The 16,333-nt window shown below is 71.2% G+C and carries 6 protein-coding genes; all 6 read right to left on the reverse strand.

The features are described from left to right. Nucleotides 1–2 precede the first annotated feature (2 nt). Nucleotides 3–10,661 carry an amino acid adenylation domain-containing protein gene (locus ACFV2X_RS29175; protein WP_385621936.1) on the reverse strand — a complete coding sequence of 3,553 codons (10,659 nt, stop codon included), beginning with the start codon at nucleotides 10,659–10,661 and terminating at the stop codon, nucleotides 3–5. Then, entirely contained in the window at nucleotides 10,621–11,940 is a 1,320-nt protein-coding gene (locus tag ACFV2X_RS29180) for an MFS transporter (RefSeq protein ID WP_385621937.1), read from the reverse strand. Before ACFV2X_RS29180 ends, ACFV2X_RS29175 begins: the two co-directional genes overlap by 41 nt. A gap of 44 nt (nucleotides 11,941–11,984) precedes the next feature. Beyond that, entirely contained in the window at nucleotides 11,985–13,217 is a 1,233-nt protein-coding gene (locus ACFV2X_RS29185) for an MFS transporter (protein WP_385621940.1), read from the reverse strand. Nucleotides 13,218–13,341: 124 nt separating this feature from the next. Beyond that, a complete protein-coding gene (locus ACFV2X_RS29190) occupies nucleotides 13,342–13,815 on the reverse strand; it encodes a helix-turn-helix transcriptional regulator (protein ID WP_385621942.1) in 474 nt (157 codons plus the stop codon). A gap of 424 nt (nucleotides 13,816–14,239) precedes the next feature. After that, complete coding sequence (locus tag ACFV2X_RS29195) at nucleotides 14,240–14,890, reverse strand: NADPH-dependent FMN reductase (RefSeq protein ID WP_385621944.1); 651 nt, start codon at nucleotides 14,888–14,890, stop codon at nucleotides 14,240–14,242. 33 nt (nucleotides 14,891–14,923) lie between these two features. Continuing rightward, a partial coding sequence (locus ACFV2X_RS29200) for a thioesterase domain-containing protein (RefSeq protein ID WP_385621946.1) occupies nucleotides 14,924–16,333 on the reverse strand: 1,410 nt, incomplete at its 5' end.

Genomic DNA, 16,333 nt, shown 5'->3' on the forward strand with positions numbered 1-16,333 from the left:
GATCAGGGACCCAGCAGCCTCCCGAGGGGGCACTCCGGGTTCTTTGTGACTTCTCCGAGGAGCCGGGCGAAGCCCGTACTCCACTCCTCGACCGTGGCCTGTGTGAACAGATCCGTGGAGTACTCGAATATCACCGTGATCGCATCGTCCTGGGGCTGCAGGACGACATACAGTTCAGTCCGGGCCACGCCTGACGTGGGCAGTGCGCGCACCGAGGCCGATACCGACCGCAGATCCAGAGCGGGTGGTGGTGTGGTGACGACGGTGAACAGCACGCTGGGGAACAGTGTGTCCCTGGTCCCGGGCGAGACCAGCTCGACCACGTCCGTCAGGGGCAACTCCTGGTGGTCGAGCGCGGTGAACAGCGTCCCGCCGAGTTGTGTCACGAGGTCGGCGAAGGTCCGGGCCTCGCCGATCCGGGCGCGCAGCAGGACGGCGTCGCCCAGCAGCCCCACCACCTCGGATCGCTCGGGTTGCAGGCGGTTGGCGCTGGACGCGGCCAGTACTGCATCGGCTGGCCCGCCGCACACCCCGGCCAGCCAGGTGGCGAACGCCGCCGCCAGCACGGCGTACGGGGTCGTCCCCAGGTGTGTCGCGGTGTCCCCGACCCGGCGGGGTGTGTCGCCGTCGATGACCACGGTGTGCACGGCGCCCCGGCCGGACAACGCCTTGGGCCTCGGGTGGTCGTAGGGCAGGGCCGCGCGCAGTGGCACACCGTCGAGTTCGGCACGCCAGAACCGTTCGAGTTCCGCCCTGCGCTCGTCGCCCAGCTCGTGCTCCGCTCGCGCGAAATCCGTGAACTGTGCGGTGAGAACGGGCAGTCGCGCATCGGTGTCGGCCCGCCGCGCGTTGTACAGCTCCTGCAGGTCGCGCCAGATGAGCCCCATGGACCAGCCGTCGCAGATCGCATGGTGGAACACCGTCAGCAGCACCCAGCGGTCCGCCCCGAGACGCGCCAGACGACAACGGAACAGCGGTGCCCGGTCCATCGCGAATACGTGGGACGCCTGCTCCTGGCACCACCGCTCGACGGTGGCGGTGTCCTGGGCGTGTGTGGAGAGGTCGGTGACCGACAGGTCCACGGACACCCCGGCCAGCACTTCGACGACGTAGTCTCCGCCTCCGCTGCGCACCGCCCGGCTGCGCAACGCCTGATGACGCCCCACCAGGTCTTCCAGGGCCTGGGCGAGGGTGCCGGGATCCAGGTCGCCCCGCAGCTCGATGCGGTGGGCGACGTTGTAGACGCTCGGGTCTGCGCGTTCATGGTGGCGCCGCCACAGGCGGCGCATGGTGGACGGCATCGGCACGGTGTCCACCACCTCGTGCGCGGGGGCGGGCTCGTGGCGGGCCACGACGCCCCGGATGGTCGGATCGAGGAAGAAGTCGGCCATGGCGAGGTCGATGTCCAGGCGGTCCCGCATCCGGTTCAGCAGTCTGATCGCGCTCAGGGAGTGGCCGCCGAGCCGGAAGAAGGAGGTGGTCAACGGGGCCCGCGGTGCGCCGAGTTCCTCGCACCACAGGTCGTGCAGCGCCTTCTCCAGGGGGGTGACGGGCCCGGCATCGGCCTCCCGAGCCCGGTCGTCCGCGGGGGGCTCGGGCAGGGCGGCACGGTTCAGCTTGCCGGAGGCGTTCACGGGGAGCCGCTCCAGCCACACCCAGTGGCGCGGCACCAGATGGTCGGGGAGTTCGGCGGAGAGCGCGGTGCGCAGCCGCCCGGCATCGGCTGCCGAGGCCGTCGAGGACGCTGAGCCCGTCGAGGACGCTGGGGCCGAGGGCACCACATAGGCGACCAGTTCCATATCGCCGTGCCGGTCACGACGGGGTACGACGGCCGAGTCCCGTACGTCGGGGAGCGCGGTCAACGCCGCCTGGATCTCGCCGGGTTCGACCCGGAATCCACGGATCTTGACCTGGTCGTCGGCCCGGCCGCAGTAGTGAAGGCTGCCGTCGGTACGCCAGCGCCCGAGGTCTCCCGTACGGTACAGCACCCCGCCCGCGCCGTCGTCGAGGAAGGCGGCGGCGGTCTCCTTTGGCCGGGCGTGGTAGCCGTGCGCGACCGGGACGCCGCCCACGCAGATCTCGCCGACGGCGCCCATGGGCACCTGGCGCCCGGCGCCGTCCAGGAGCGAGATCCGCGCTCCGGGCACCGGGGTGCCGATCGGCGGCCACTCCTCGCCGCCCGGGTCGACCAGGTGCGAGGTGATGATGATCGAGGCCTCCGTGGGCCCGTACTGGTTGTACAGCGCACACCGCGGGTGCGCGGCGAGAAAGCGGCGAAAGGCACCGGTGAGCTGGAGTGCTTCGCCGGCCGAGACCAGTTCGCGCAGGGACGGCAGATGGGGCTCGGTCCCGATCAGATACTTCAGCGGGGTGCAGGGCATGAACATCCGCTGCACCTCATGGCGCCGCACCAGTTCGGTCAGGGCCGCGGGATCGTGCCGCACCTCGTCGCCGATCAGGACGAGTGCGGCTCCGGACGCCAGCGTGGTGAAGATCTCCTGCACGCTGACGTCGAACGCGGGCGAGGTCCACTGCAGGGTACGCAGCGCCGGATGGCGCCGAAGGTGTCCGCGGACCAGGTTGGCCGGCCCGCGGTGGGGGACGACGACGCCCTTGGGGCGGCCGGTCGAGCCCGAGGTGTAGATGCAGTAGGCGGGATCCTCCGGCCGAGCCCCGTCCTGAAGCGGCTCGGCCTGGAGGGGCCCGGTCTGGAGGGGCCCGTCCTGGAGGGTGTCGCGGGCCTCCTCGGCCAGCTGGATCGGCAGCCGTGCCGCGAGGCCCGGGTGGCGGGTCAGGGCGGCGTCGCTGGTCAGCAGCAGAACGGGGGTGGCGTCGTCGAGGAGCCGGGCGAGCCGCGGGGTGGGCACGGAGGGGTCGAGGGGCACATACGCGGCGCCGCTCTTGAGCACGCCCAGCAGGGCGGTGATCAGCTGCGGGCCGCGCGGCAGAAGCACCGCCACGCGCTCCCCGCGCGCCGAGCCCCGGGCGCGCAGCCGCCGGGCGAGCCGGTTGGCGTATGCGTCCAACTCCCCGTAGCACACGTGCCGTTCGCCGCTGATCAGCGCGACGGAATCCGGGGTCCGGCGCGCCTGCCGCTCGAACAGGCCATGCAGGGTGGGTGTGTCCTCGGGGGCGGGCAGTCGCTCGTCCTGGTGTCCCAGCCGGGCCAGGGTGTCGCGGTCGGCGCCGGTGACGGCGGTCAGTTCGCCGAGCGGTGCGCCGGGGGCATCGAGGGCGCGGCGCAGCGTCTGCTCCACGTAGTCCACGAATCGGCGCACGGTGCTCTCGTCGAACAGAGCCGTGTCGTACTCGACCATGAACCGCACGCCGTCGCGGTGATGCGTCAGATAGACACTGAGGTCGAACGGGGCGCGGGCACTCGGCATGTCCAGGAGCGTGGATGTCAGCCGCGGCGGATCGAAGTCCACCTCGCCCTCGTTCTCGTACTCCACCATCACCTGGAAGAGCGGATTGCGGCTGGGGTCGCGCCGCGGGTTCAACGCGCCGACCAACTCGTCGAAGGGGACACCGCGGTGTTCGTACGCCGCGGTGCTCCGCTGCCGCACCCGGTGCAGCAGGGTCGGGAAGTCCGGGTCGCCGGTGAGGTCCAGGCGCAGGGCGACGGTGTCGAGGAAGAGACCGACATGGTGTTCTGCGCCGGCCGGCCGGGCGGCGACCGCGGTACCGAGGACCACGTCCTGCTGGCCGCTGAACCGGCCGAGCACCGCGCCGATGGCACTGATGAGCGTCATGAAAAGGGTGGCGCGGTGTGCGGCGGCGAACGTCCGCACCCTGTCGACGAGCTCGGCGTCCAGCTCATGGGTCAGGCTCGCGCCCGCTCCCGATCTCACCGGCGGGCGTGGCCGGTCGGTGGGGAGTGAAAGCTGCGGCACGCCGCTCAGCTCCCGCCGCCAGAACGCGAGGGATTCGGTGAGCTCGGCGGGGTTCCGCCGGTCGTACGGGGGCGCCTCGGCGAGGTGCGGCAGTGCGGGGTCGCCGTGCGGCCAGGAGCGGTAGTGGGCGGCGAGGTCGTGGACCAACACCACCGTGGAGGAAGAGTCGAAGACGATGTGGTGGACCAGCAGGAAGAGCACATGCCGCTCTTCCGACAGGCGCAGCAGCCGGGCCCTGACCAGCGGGCCGGTGTTCAGGTCGAGGAGGCGGCGCCCCTCCGTCTCCAGCGTGGCGCGCAGCGCCTCTTCCTCCGTCGCCCCGCCGTGGTCCTCCACCGGACACTCGAGCCGTGTCCGGTCGAGTGTCCCGCGGTACGGCACTCCGTCGGTGACCTCGAACACCGTCCGCAGCGCGGGATGCCGCTCCGCGACCCGCCGCAACGCCCACCGCAGCGCCTCGACGTTCAGCGGGCCGTCCAGGCGGATCGCCTTGGGCTCGTGGTACATGCTGGTGCCGGGGTGCAGCTGCTCCAGGAACCAGATGCGGCGCTGCGCCGGCGACAGTGGCATCCGCTCCGGCACCAGCGCGGCCTGCTCCCGTGCCGTGGACTGCTCCCGGCTGCGTACCCGGTCGAGCACCGGCAGCGCCGCCAGCACCTGCTGGGATGGGACGCCGAAATCGACGAAACACGAGATCTCGTCCACTCCGGCGGCCACCAGTCGGCGTACCGTCCCGGCGGCGCCGTGCTCGTCGCCGATCAGGGCGCGGGAGTCGCAGTAGCGCTCGTAGGCGCGGCCGAGCAGGAACTCCACGTCCTCCTCGGGGGCGCTGTCCAGGTCGACCTCGAAACCCAGGCTGTTGGTGACCTGGTCGAAGAGGGACAGCGAAGAGCGCAGGTAGGACACGAAGGGGCGGTACGCCTCGGCGCGTGCGCGCTGTGCGTCGTCGCCGAGGTAGGTGTGCACGAGCACCACGACCCGGCCCGCCGCCGGATCGAGGCCGTGCTCGGTACGGGTGCGCCGGTACAAAGCGATGTTCTCGGCCAGTTGCTCGACGGTCTGCGTCATCAGATTGGTGACCACGCCCAGGTCCTCGGCGGCCGCCCGGCGGTAGCTGTCCGGGTTGCCCACGACGGCCACGTACAGGGGAAGCCGCTCCTGGAGCGGACGCGGGTGCAGCCGGACCTCGACCGGCTCGCCGTCGCCCGCGGTCATCGCGAGTGGCCGCCCCGACCACAGCTGCCGCAGGGTCGCCAGCTGCTCGTACATCACCTCGCGGTGTCGGCCGAAGTGCTGCGGGGCGAGCGCGAAGTCGGTGGCGTGCCAGCCACTCGCCAGGCACAGGCCGGCTCTGCCACCGGAAATGTTGTCGACGACCGACCATTCCTCGGCGACCCGGACCGGGTGGTGCAGCGGGAGCACGACCGAGCCGGCGTGCAGACGTATCCGGCTGGTCCTGCCGGCGAGCGCGGCGGCGAGGACCGAGGGATTGGGAAAGAGCGCGCCGAAGGAGTTGAAGTGGCGCTCGGGGAACCACAGGGCATGGAAGCCGTGCTGGTCGGCGAACTCAGCCGCCGCCATGATCAGCGCGTACTTGTCGCGTTCGGCGTCCTCGGGGTAGTCGCCGAAGAAGTACAGACTGAAGTCGCATCCCGGGGCGGGCGCGGTGGTGGCGGGGGCCGCCGGCACGGGGCGTGGAGCCGCGGGAGACGCGGGCGGCATCGGGAGCGGGGCCACCCGGGCCGTACGCGGAGGGGGCACAGGGGCCGGGGCGGCCTCGGGCGGCTCCGGCGCGGCGGCCGGCACCGTCGGCCCGGCCGCGTCCCCGGCCAACCGCGCCAGCCGTTCGGCCAGCCTGCGCGGTGTGTCGGCCGAGTCGAACAGCTCTCGCACCGGAACGCGTACCCCGTGCCGCTGTTCCAGCTCCGCCGTCATGCCCATCAGGGAGAGTGAGTCCGCGCCGAACTCGAAGAAGGAGTTGTCGGGCGTGACATCGGCCACGGCCATGCCCAGTTTGTCAGCGGTCAGCGCCCGCACCTCCTCCAGGAGTTCACCCGGGACGACAGGTGCCTTCGAGGCGGAGGGCGGCGGGAGCGTTCGGGGAACCGGAGCCGGGGCGGGGGCGGGGGCGGGGGCCGGAGCCGGGGTCGCCACCGGGCGTCTTCGCAGCGGGTGCCCCGGCAGCGACACCCGGCCCCCGCCGCGGGTGAGCGCGCGCCAGTCCAGCTCGGCTCCCCTGCGGTAGAGCGAGCCGAGCCCGGTGAGCAGCCCGTGCAGCTGTACGGCCGTCCCGTCGCCGTCACCCTGCCCGCCCGTCCAGCGGCTCTCGGGTGCGCAGTGCCGGCCGAGGCCGGCGAGGGTGTTCCCGGCCCCGATCTCCACGAAGTCCTGACATCCCTGCCCGATGGCCTCGGCCATGGCCAGATCGAAGCGGACCGGCTGCCGGGCCTGCAGACAGAGGTAGTCCGCGTCGACGGTCCAGCCCGCGCGGCGCACCTCTCCGTCGGCCGCGGTCACCAGCGGGGTGCGCAGCGGACGGTACGCCACGCCTTCGGCACGGGCCCGGAACTCCCGCAGGGCCGGTTCCATCGCGGCCGAGTGGTAGGCCCGGTCGACGGGCAGCGCCCGCCGGCGCAGCCCCTCCTGGTCGAGGAGGCGCGCCACCTCGTCCAGGGCCTGCCGCGAACCTGAGATCACCTGAGCGCGCGGGCCGTTGGCCGCGGCCACCTCGGCACCGGCGCTCTCAGCGATGCGCCGCGCGGTCCGGGCGTCGGCGCGGACCGCGAGCATGCCGCCCACCGGGCAGGCCCGGTGCATCAGGCGCCCGCGCCAGGCGGTGAGCCGCAGCCCGTCCTCCAGCGGCAGCGCGCCCGCCGCGTACAGCGCCGCGTACTCTCCGACGCTGTGGCCCAGCAGCAGCGCGGGGCGGACGCCGGCGGCGCGCCACACCTCGCCGAGCGCCGCCTGGTGGGCGAACAGGGCGGCCTGGGCCGTCTCGGTGGGCCAGATCTCGCCGTCCGCCAACGGCTCCGCCAGAAGGAGCGGCAGCAGGGTTCCGCCGAACTCGTCGGCGTAGATCTCCTCGCAGCGGTCGAGTACGCGCTGGGCGGCGGGATACGCGGCGTAGAGTCCGCTCGCCATACCGAGGCGTGCGCTGCCCTGCCCCGGGAAGGCGAACGCAACCGGCCCGACCGGGTTCTGCGGCGCCCGCTGCGTCTCCAGCGCGCGGGCGAGCTCTTCGGCCGTGCGGCCGACGGCCGCGGCCCGTGCCGCGCGGTGCGGCCTGCCGAGTGCCATGGTGGCCGCCACATCCGTGGCCGCGAGCTCGGGCTGCTGTCGCAAGCGGTCGCGGAGCCGACCGGTGAACTCGTCCAGGGCCTGCGTGTCGCGGGCCGACACCGGCACGAGTACGGGCAGCTCGGGCGCGGCCGTGGGGGTCGCGGACGGTGTGGGAGGTTCCTCCAGCACGACATGGGCGTTGGTGCCGCCGACCCCGAGGGCGCTGACTCCGGCCCGGCGCGGCACACCGCGCGGTGGCGACCACGGCTTCAGCTCGGTGACAAGCCTCAACGGGCCGCCGTCCAGGCCGAGTTCGGGGTTGGGGCGGGTCAGATGCGGCGTGGGCACCAGGGTGCGGTGCCGCAGCATGAGAACCGTCTTGATCAGCCCTGCCATGCCGGCGCAGCTGTCGAGGTGCCCGATGTTCGGCTTCACCGAGCCGACCGCGCAGAAGCCCGTGCGGTCGGTGCCCTCGCCGAGGGCTCGGGCGAGCGCCTCCATTTCCACCGGGTCGCCGAGCCGGGTGCCCGTCCCGTGCGCCTCCACGTACGAGACCGTGTCCGCAGGGACGGCCGCCCTGCGCAACGCCTGGCGCACCACCTCGATCTGCCCCGCGACACCGGGGGCGCTGAAGCCGACCTTGTCCGCGCCGTCGTTGTTGACCGCGGAACCCAGGATCACCGCGTGCACGGTGTCGCCGTCGGCCAGCGCGCGGTCGAGCCGCTTGAGCAGGACGGCCGCCACGCCGTTGCCGCCGACCGTGCCGTCGGCCCCCGCGTCGAAGGCGCGGCAGCGCCCGGTGGGCGACAGGATCGACCCGGGGTGGCTGCGGTAGCCGGTCTCCTGGGGGAAGTGCACGGCCGCGGCGCCCGCCAGCGCCAGATCGGCGTCCCCGTACAGCACCGCCTGGACCGCGAGGTGCACGGCGACCAGCGAGGTCGAACAGGCCGTCTGCACACCGATGGCGGGGCCGGTGAGCCCGAGCCGGTAGGCGACCCGAGCGGCAAGGAAGTCCGGCTGCCGGCCGATGGCCGTCTGCAGGCCGGTGGCGGGGTCCGCCATGTCGTGGGACGATCCGGTCGCTGACGGCCGCTGGTGGTCGTAGAGGTTCATGCCCGAACCCGCGAACACCCCGATCCGGGTGCCCGGTTCGGCTGACGCGTAGCCGCCGTCCTCCAGCGCCTGGTGGCAGCACTCCAGGAACAGCCGGTGTGCGGGGTGTGTCAGCTCGGCTTCTTTGGGGGGCATTCCGAAGAAGTCCGCGTCGAACTCCGCCACCCCGTCGAGGACTCCGGCGACGGCCACCAGGTCGGGGGCGCCCAGCACCTCGGGGGGCAGGCCCGCCGCGGCAAGCTCTTCCACGCCGAAGGTCCGGACGCTGTCCACGCCGTCGCGGAGATTGGCCCAGAACTGCTCCGGCGTCTCCGCGCCCGGGAAGCGAAGGGACAACCCGACGACGGCGATGCGCTGATCGGTGGTGTCGGCGGGGCCGATCCCGGTGGGCGCGGGCTCGGCCCGCTTTCCGGTGGCGCCGGACAGATGTGCGGCGAGCGCGGCCGCGGTGGGGTGCTCGAAGAACGCGGTCTGGGCGATCGGTGTCCCGAGCCGCGCCTCCAGCCGGGCCCGCAGGCGCACCAGAAGCACGGAGGTCAGACCGAGTTCGTAGAACGGCAGATCCGCGTCCACCGGTCGGCCCAGCACCGCGCCGGTCTCCTCCCGCACCGTCCGCGTGATCGCGTCGGGATCCCTCCCGGCGCGCGGGCCGGTGGCCGTGGCCGCGGTGAATCCGCCGCCCGTCAGCCGGTCCCTGAGCTCGGCGCGGCGCACCTTTCCCGCAGGCGTTCTGGGGAACTCGTCCCGCGGTACGGGCAGGACATGAGCCGCGGCGAGCCGCAGCCGAGCGAACAGCGCCGCCTTCACCTCGGCCGTGATCCGTGCGTCCTCGGCGGCGCCGCGGCTCACGAAGAACACGGCGAGCTCCTCCGTGCCCCGCTCCGGGTGCGGGACGCCACAGGCGGCCACCTCCCCCTGCCGGACCCCGGCGACGGCGGTGGCGGCCTCCTCGACCTCATGGCAGTAGACGTTGTGTCCGTTGAGGATGATCAGGTCCTTGCGCCGGCCGGTGATGACGACCTGTCCCGCGTCCAGGAAGGCGAGATCTCCGGTGTCCAGCCAGTCCCGCCCGGCGGGGTAGGCCGCCGCGTCCGCCTCCGGGTTCTTCACATAGCCGGGGGTGAGGCGAGCGGGCGTGTGCACCTGGAGGCGGCCGATGCCGCCCTCGGGCGCGAGTTCGCCGTGATCGTCGACGATGCGCAGGGTGACGCCGTGCGCCGGTGCTCCGGCCGCGACGAACGTGACGCAGTCCTCCTCGGGTGTCGCTCCGTCGGCCCGTATCAGCTGCCCGCCCAGGCTGCTCTTGAGCAGGCGGTGCACGGTGCCGGGCCGGTCGAGGCGGCCGTAGGTCACGGCTGTGACCGTCTCGGCCATTCCCCACGCCGGGACGATGTGCCGCTCCTGGATGCCGTACGCGGCTGTGGCGTCGAGGAAGCGGGTCAGTACCGGCAGCGCGATCTGCTCGCCCCCGCAGATCAGGGACTTGACGCGGCTCAGGTTCCAGCTCCCCGCCAGCCGCTCGGCGAGGGTGTCCACGACGAGTTGATAGGCGAAGGTCGGCGCCCAGCTGTGCTGGGCGCGGTGTTCATCGAGGAGATCGAGCCAGCGCCGCGGCTCGGCGAGGACCAGCGCGGTCGGCGCGTGGACGTTGGTGCATCCGGCGAAGACCGCGAGCATGTGGTACAGCAGGAACGCGCCACTGTGGTCGACCGGCAGCCAGTTCACCATGGTGTCGTCCCGGCCGACGTCCAGAGTCCGCCGGGCGCTGGCGGCGAATTCCGCCAGACCGGCGTGCGTCAACAGTGCGGCCTTGGGCACTCCGGTGCTGCCGGAGGACAGCATCAGCAGGGCGGTGTCGGACGCGGCCGGCTCGATGGGGTCACCCGCGGGCGGGGCGTTCAGACAGTCCCGCGCCACCACGGCGCGCAGCCCCGGAGCGGACTGTGCGAGGTCCGCCGCGCCGGCCGGGTCAGTGAGTACCAGCGGCCGGTCCAGTAACTCCCAGGTCTGCAGCAGGCGTTGGAGTGCGGGCGAGGCCGGGGCGGGGTGCTCGGCGATGATGGCGGGGCGGGCGGCGCCGAGCACACAGGCCCAGAAGGCGGGGAAGAACTCGGCCAGCGGCAGGCCGCACAGCACCACGGCGTCGCCGGGGCGCAGCCCGTGCTCGCGCAGTCCGGTGAGCACTCGCCGGGCCCGCAGCAGCAGTTCGGGGTACGGAAGGGCGGTGCTCGAACCGTCCGCGGCGACGGTGACGACGGCCCCGCCGGGCGCGGAGTCCGCGGCCGTCAGCAGCGCCCGCACGGCGTCGCGCGGATCGTCCTCGCCGCGGTCCGGCTCAGGCCCCCGGCAGATGGCTTGTCCCCGAACGCGGTCCATGCGTTTCCTCTCCCTCGTCATTCCCGTTGTCCGGTTGTCGACGGCCGCGCCGGGCCGGGCCGCGGTGGCCGGCGGTGCACATCAGCAGGACCAGTGCGCCGCACACCGCCATGCCGTGGAAGACGCCCACGACGGCCGGGGCCGGCAGCGTCTCGAGGGCCGCCCCGGCGGCCACCGTCCCCAGCGCGAATCCGGACTGCTCCGCCGTGGCCGACAGCCCGAACAGTCGGCCGCGCTGTCGGTCGGGGGCCGCCTGGAGGCGGGAGGTGTAGACGATCTCGGTCCAGCCATCCGCGAACCCCGCCGAGGTGGCCGCCCCCATCAGGGCGAAGGCGGGCAGTCCGAGGAACGCCGCCACAAACGACAGCGACATCGCGCAGGTGCCGAGCGCGAACGCACGCTCGTCCCAGGCCGCCTCGCCCTGCCTGCGCTTGAGCACCAGATGAGCGAGAACGGTGCCCACCGCCCACGCGGCCCAGAACCGGGTCATGAACAGCGCGGGTTCGTCCGGGGCTGCGGAGTGTGCGACCACCGGCAGGGCGACGTTGTGCGAGGAGGACGCCAGCGCGTCGATGCCCCTGAGAAGGATCATGCCAAGGACAAGTGAGCGCACACCTGCCGCTCCGCGCCACGCGCGCAGGCCGCGGCCGGTGCGGACCGGAGGTCCGGTGCCCCCGCGGGAAGCCGTGTCCGCCGCTACGTCCTTCCCCTCGTCATCCGTACGCGGCCGCAGCACCAGCAAAGCCGCGGCGGAGCAGAGGAAACTCACGGCATTGACGCCGAACGCGGCGGAGTAGCCGCCGAAGGCGATGACCGGCGCGGCCGAGGCGAAGCCCAGCACCGTGGCCAGCGATCTCGCGGTGATCAGCAGGCCGTTGGCGCGGGCGCGGGCCTCCTGGCCGACCATGACCGGAACCGCACTGCGCAGGGCCACGGTGAAGAAGGTGTTCCCCGTACCGAGGACCACGACCGCGACGGCGAGCAGCCACAGCGGGGTGGCCGGAGAGGTGAGCACCAGCCCGGTCATGGCGGCGCCCTGGGCGACATCCGTCCAGATCATGACCGTCCGGCGGGTGACTCTCCCCGAGAGCGCCCCGGCGGCGAGCCCCGCCAGAAAGCCGGCGAACAGCCGTAACGCCATCATCGCGCCGACACCGAGCGCGCTGCCGGTCACCTCGTAGGTGAACAGACTCAAGGCGATCAGGTTCAGGTAGTTGCCATAGGCGGACACCGCGTACGCGGACACGAGAATGCGGAAGCGCCGGTCCGTATTCGCCATTGAGCTCCCCCCCCCGTGACACTCCGGCATCGAGACGGGCGAGTTCAGGCAGCGGCCGGCTCACGCTCGGGGGTACGGGCGACGGCCAGCCATACGCAGACGATCAGCGGCAGGACCAGCGCCGCGAGGTTTGTCCCTGTCCATCCCAACTGGGAGAACACCAGGTTGGCCGAGAACGAGGCCATGGCGCCCACGCATGCGGTGCTGCCCTCGATGGTGGCCTGGACCCGCCCGCCCTTTCCCTGCGGATAGCAACGGACCGCGTAGGCGCTGCCGGAGACATACGCCAGATTCCAGCCCACGCCCACGAGCCCCAGTGACACCATGAACGCGGACATCCCCGTGCCGAGCGAACCGATCCCGGCCCCTGTGACCAGCAGAGACGCCCCGAGCATCCCGGTCCAGCGAGGGCCCCACGCGGTGGTCAGCCGGCCGCTGAACAAGGCCGGGGCGAACATCCCCACCATGTGCCACTGGATGACCATCGCCCCCTGGGACAAGGAGTGCCCGGCGTGTTTGCTGCCGATCGGGCCGACGGCCATCAGCATGGTCATCACGCCCGTGGACACCGCCAGCAAGCTGAAGGCCCGGCGGAAGTCACTGGTGTGCACGACATCGCGTACGCGCGTGGCTTGGGCCGTTTCCTCCTCCGTACCGGAATCCGCTTCCGCCGGACGAGGCGACGCCGGTCGTACGGCGAGGATGACAGGCACGACGGCGAACGCCAGGCAGGACACCAACAGGTAGGAGCCGGCGAACTCGGCGCCCACGAGGCCACTGCTCTGTGTCGCGGCCCAAGGGCCGACGATCGCCGCTGCCACGCCACCACAGAGAACCGTGCTCAGCGCCCTGGTCCGGGACGCCTTGGGCACCAGGTCTGCCGCGAGGAACCGGAAGTAGCCGCCCGTCGACCGGTACACCCCGACCATGCCCGTACCCGCGCACAAGGTGAAGAAGGAATCCGTCTGGACGGCGAGCGTGGAGACCAGACCACCGGTCACCGCGATGCAGGCGCCCACGGCCAGGACCGATCGGTGTCCGTATCGCGCGGAGAGCATTCCGGTCGCGTAGGAGGCGATGGTTCCGGTGACCGTCATCAGGGTGAGTGGCAGCGTCGCCAGGGCGCCGGTCGGTGCCATCTCGAGACCGACGACGGCCGTCAGGGTCAGGTCGACGCTGACGCCCGCGTAATAGAGGAATTGGCAGATCGTGAGAAGGTAGACCGGTCTTCCCAGCCGGCCCGTCTTGTTGGTGGCTGGACGGGCCGCTTCTGCCACGGACTTCCCTGCACTCGTCTCGCTGTCCACTGATTCGGTTCTCTCCGTCACGCGGCCGTATGCGGGATACGGCCGCCATCGCGGGCACTTCTGGCGTGGGGGGCCGCTGTAAAGAAAGAAATGGTCACGCCCTGTCCGGCGAGAGGACCACGATGGCCATGTGACGTCCTGTCAGATTCAGGTTCGCTGCCAGGGAGTTCAGTACATCCGCATAGATTCCGCCGTTTAGCGTGTCAGGTGCCGCGGTGCCCCGTTCGGGCAGGTATGCGAGTACGACATCCGGCGCTTCCTCGCGAGGGCCGCTCCCCGGGGAATTTCGCTGCCGAGAGTTGGCGGCGGTCGACCTGAATCGATTGCCGCGGGCCGAAACCAGAAGCGACTCAAATCTTTCACGGTCGTCTGCGGGTAGATCCAGGGCCTTTACCAGAAGGCGCAGGGTTTCCTTCCGCGGTCTGGCCACTTTACCGCGTTCAAGGTCGCGGATGGCGCGCACGCTGAGCGTTGAGAAGTCCGCCAGCTCCTGCTGTGTCATTCCGCATGATATTCGATACTCGCGAAGAATCTCACCGAATTGGGAAGATTTCTCGGATATGCTCACGACATCCCCTTCCATGGACATTGCCCCGCGTCAGAGGGCTAGTGCATTGGATTCAGACAGGCCGATCCCCGGCTTCTGCTCCGTGACGGGCATCAGCGAGGGCGGGGGCATGTGTGAGGTGGAGAAAAAGTCAACATACGCCAAAAAATTTCAGCATGGCGGCGCTTCCGGGGCGCGCGAAACAGTACGCGCCCGGCTAATCCTGCCTTGGGGTGTGGTTTTGTGGCCACCCGTCCCAATGTGCTGTCCCCCGTTCAGATTCGAACGCTCCCCGCGGGCCGCTCTGAGTTGCTCTCAGTTGCTCTGCATTGAGCCGCTGACGGTCACACTCTGGTCATGGATCAGTATTATTGAGCGTCGTCCCGAAAGCTAAAGTGCCGCCCGCGGGGGTGTCAAGGGCTTTGGCAATAAGTGCCCACGCTGGTCAGATCTGTGCGGGGGCAAGCTCCCGCAGCGTGGATGTTTTCATCTGTTGCGCACTCAACGACCGCCGCATCACGGCGAACTCGACGACGTGTTCGGCCACCAGCTCAAGGCGTTCGGCCACCTGTGGATCCTGCACCCGGCCATCGACGTCGAACGAAGTGGTCTCCGTATTGATCGTGACCCCGAGCGGAGTGGGCCAGCCACGCAGGGCGTGAACGGTTGTCCGTAGCGCGGAGACCGCCGACGCCGACGCCTGCCAACCCCCGGCGACCGATATACAGCCCACGGCTCGCCCCGAGAAGTACGGCCGCCGGTCGGAGCGCAGTTCCTCCATGTAGTCGAGTGCGTTCTTCACCATTCCCGAGATCGAGCCATGGTAGGCGGGTGTGGCGATAATCAGGCCGTCCGCCGACGAGACGGCTTCGATGAGTGCTTTCGCCCGTTCGGACCGTTCTGCCGCCACGTATTCGTACAACGGCATCACCAGGTCGGGCCCACTGATCAGTTTCACTCGCGCGCCTCGGCGGACAGCCGCGGCGAGGGCGATGCGCAGGGCCTTCTCCGCAGTCGAGCCCGCCCTGTTGGACCCGCCGATTCCCACTACCTGAACCGCTTCCGGCACGTTGCCCTCCCTCTCGTCCTGCGCCACAAGTCCTCTGACGTCCGCCGCCCCGCTGTTTGTTCAGGCCGATACCGTGGCTTGCAGCCGCGCCGCCAGTACCGGACCGATGACCGCGAGCGCCTCGGGCCCGGTCATGGCTCCGTGTGCGACGGGTACGTCGGTCACATCGATGGCCCCGGCTACGTAGGGGCGCCACGCATCGGGAGTCGGCCATCCGTCCCCTCTGCCCAGCGCGGCGGAGAAGAAGAGCAGATCACCGCGGAAGACGCGGCCACTGACCGCCCCGGACAGGGCGACATGGGTGGCGAACACCCGCGGGAGCAGCGCGAGCGCCCGTGCCGGGAGAAGCGAAAGCGGGCTGCCGGGCTCCGCCGCGAGACTGAGAAACCGTTCCTCGTCGACGTTGATGTCGATGTCGATATCGGGCGAACGGTCATCAACTGCGGCCTGCTCGGTGCCCTCGCCCGCGGCGCCTCTCGACGCCGGCAGCATGCCCACCGAGTCCAGAAGAGCGCCGAGACCGGATGTCTCGTCCGTCAGCTCCTCCGGTGTGACCGGATAGCCGTCGAGTACGGCGACAAGCCCGACCTCATCGCCTTCCGACTGCAGCCGGGCGGCGATCTCCTGCGCCACGCCGCCGCCGAAGGACCAGCCGACGAGGTGGTACGGACCGGTGGACCGCACCTTCCTCATCTGCCGGATGTATGTCTCGGCGATCTCCACGAGGCTGGCGGGGCGCTCGGTCGGGTCGGAGAGCATCGGCGACTGGAGGACGTAGAGCGGAGTGTCGGCGTCCAGATACCTCAGCAGACCCGAATAGACCCAGCCGATGCCGACCGCCGGGTGGATACAGAACACCGGAGGTTTATGGCCGTCGGCGCGCAGTGGCAACATCACCGCCAGCGGATCAGCCGCCTCGATGGCGCCCGCACCAACCGTGTCGGAGTCGATGAGCGCGGCCAGGCCGGCGACTGTGGGGGTGTTGAACAGCGTACGGATGCCGAGTTCCACAGCTCGTCCGGTGCGGATGCGGCTGATCAGCCGGGCCGCGAGGAGGGAGTGGCCGCCCAGATCGAAGAAGCTCTCCTCCGCTCCGATGCGACCCGCGTCCACCCCCAGTACCTCGGCGAACAGCTGCGCCAGCCATGCTTCTGTTGGTGTGGCAGCCGCGCGGCTCGATCCGGCCACCGCGTACTCGGGTGCCGGAAGCGCCCGCCGGTCCAGTTTGCCGTTCGGTGTGAGTGGCAGCTGTTCGAGGACCATGACTACGGAGGGCACCATGAACTCCGGCAGCCGCGCGGCCAGGCCGGCCCGCACACTCTTCGCGTCGACTGCCGCGCCTGCTGCCGGCACCACATAGGCCACCAGCCGCTGATCCCCGGGGCGGTCCTCCCGCGCCACCACCGCGGCGTGGGCCACTTCGGCGCAGGCCATCATCGCGGCCTCCACCTCTCCCGGTTCGATACGGAA

Origin of the sequence: Streptomyces sp. NPDC059679, from assembly GCF_042734105.1 — a bacterium.
In the GTDB taxonomy this organism is placed as follows: Bacteria; Actinomycetota; Actinomycetes; order Streptomycetales; family Streptomycetaceae; genus Streptomyces.

Coding starts and splice junctions, on each gene's coding strand:
- ACFV2X_RS29175 (WP_385621936.1), bottom strand. CDS start 10,661: ATGGACCGCGTTCGGGGACAAGCCATCTGCCGGGGGCCTGAGCCGGAC.
- ACFV2X_RS29180 (WP_385621937.1), bottom strand. CDS start 11,940: ATGGCGAATACGGACCGGCGCTTCCGCATTCTCGTGTCCGCGTACGCG.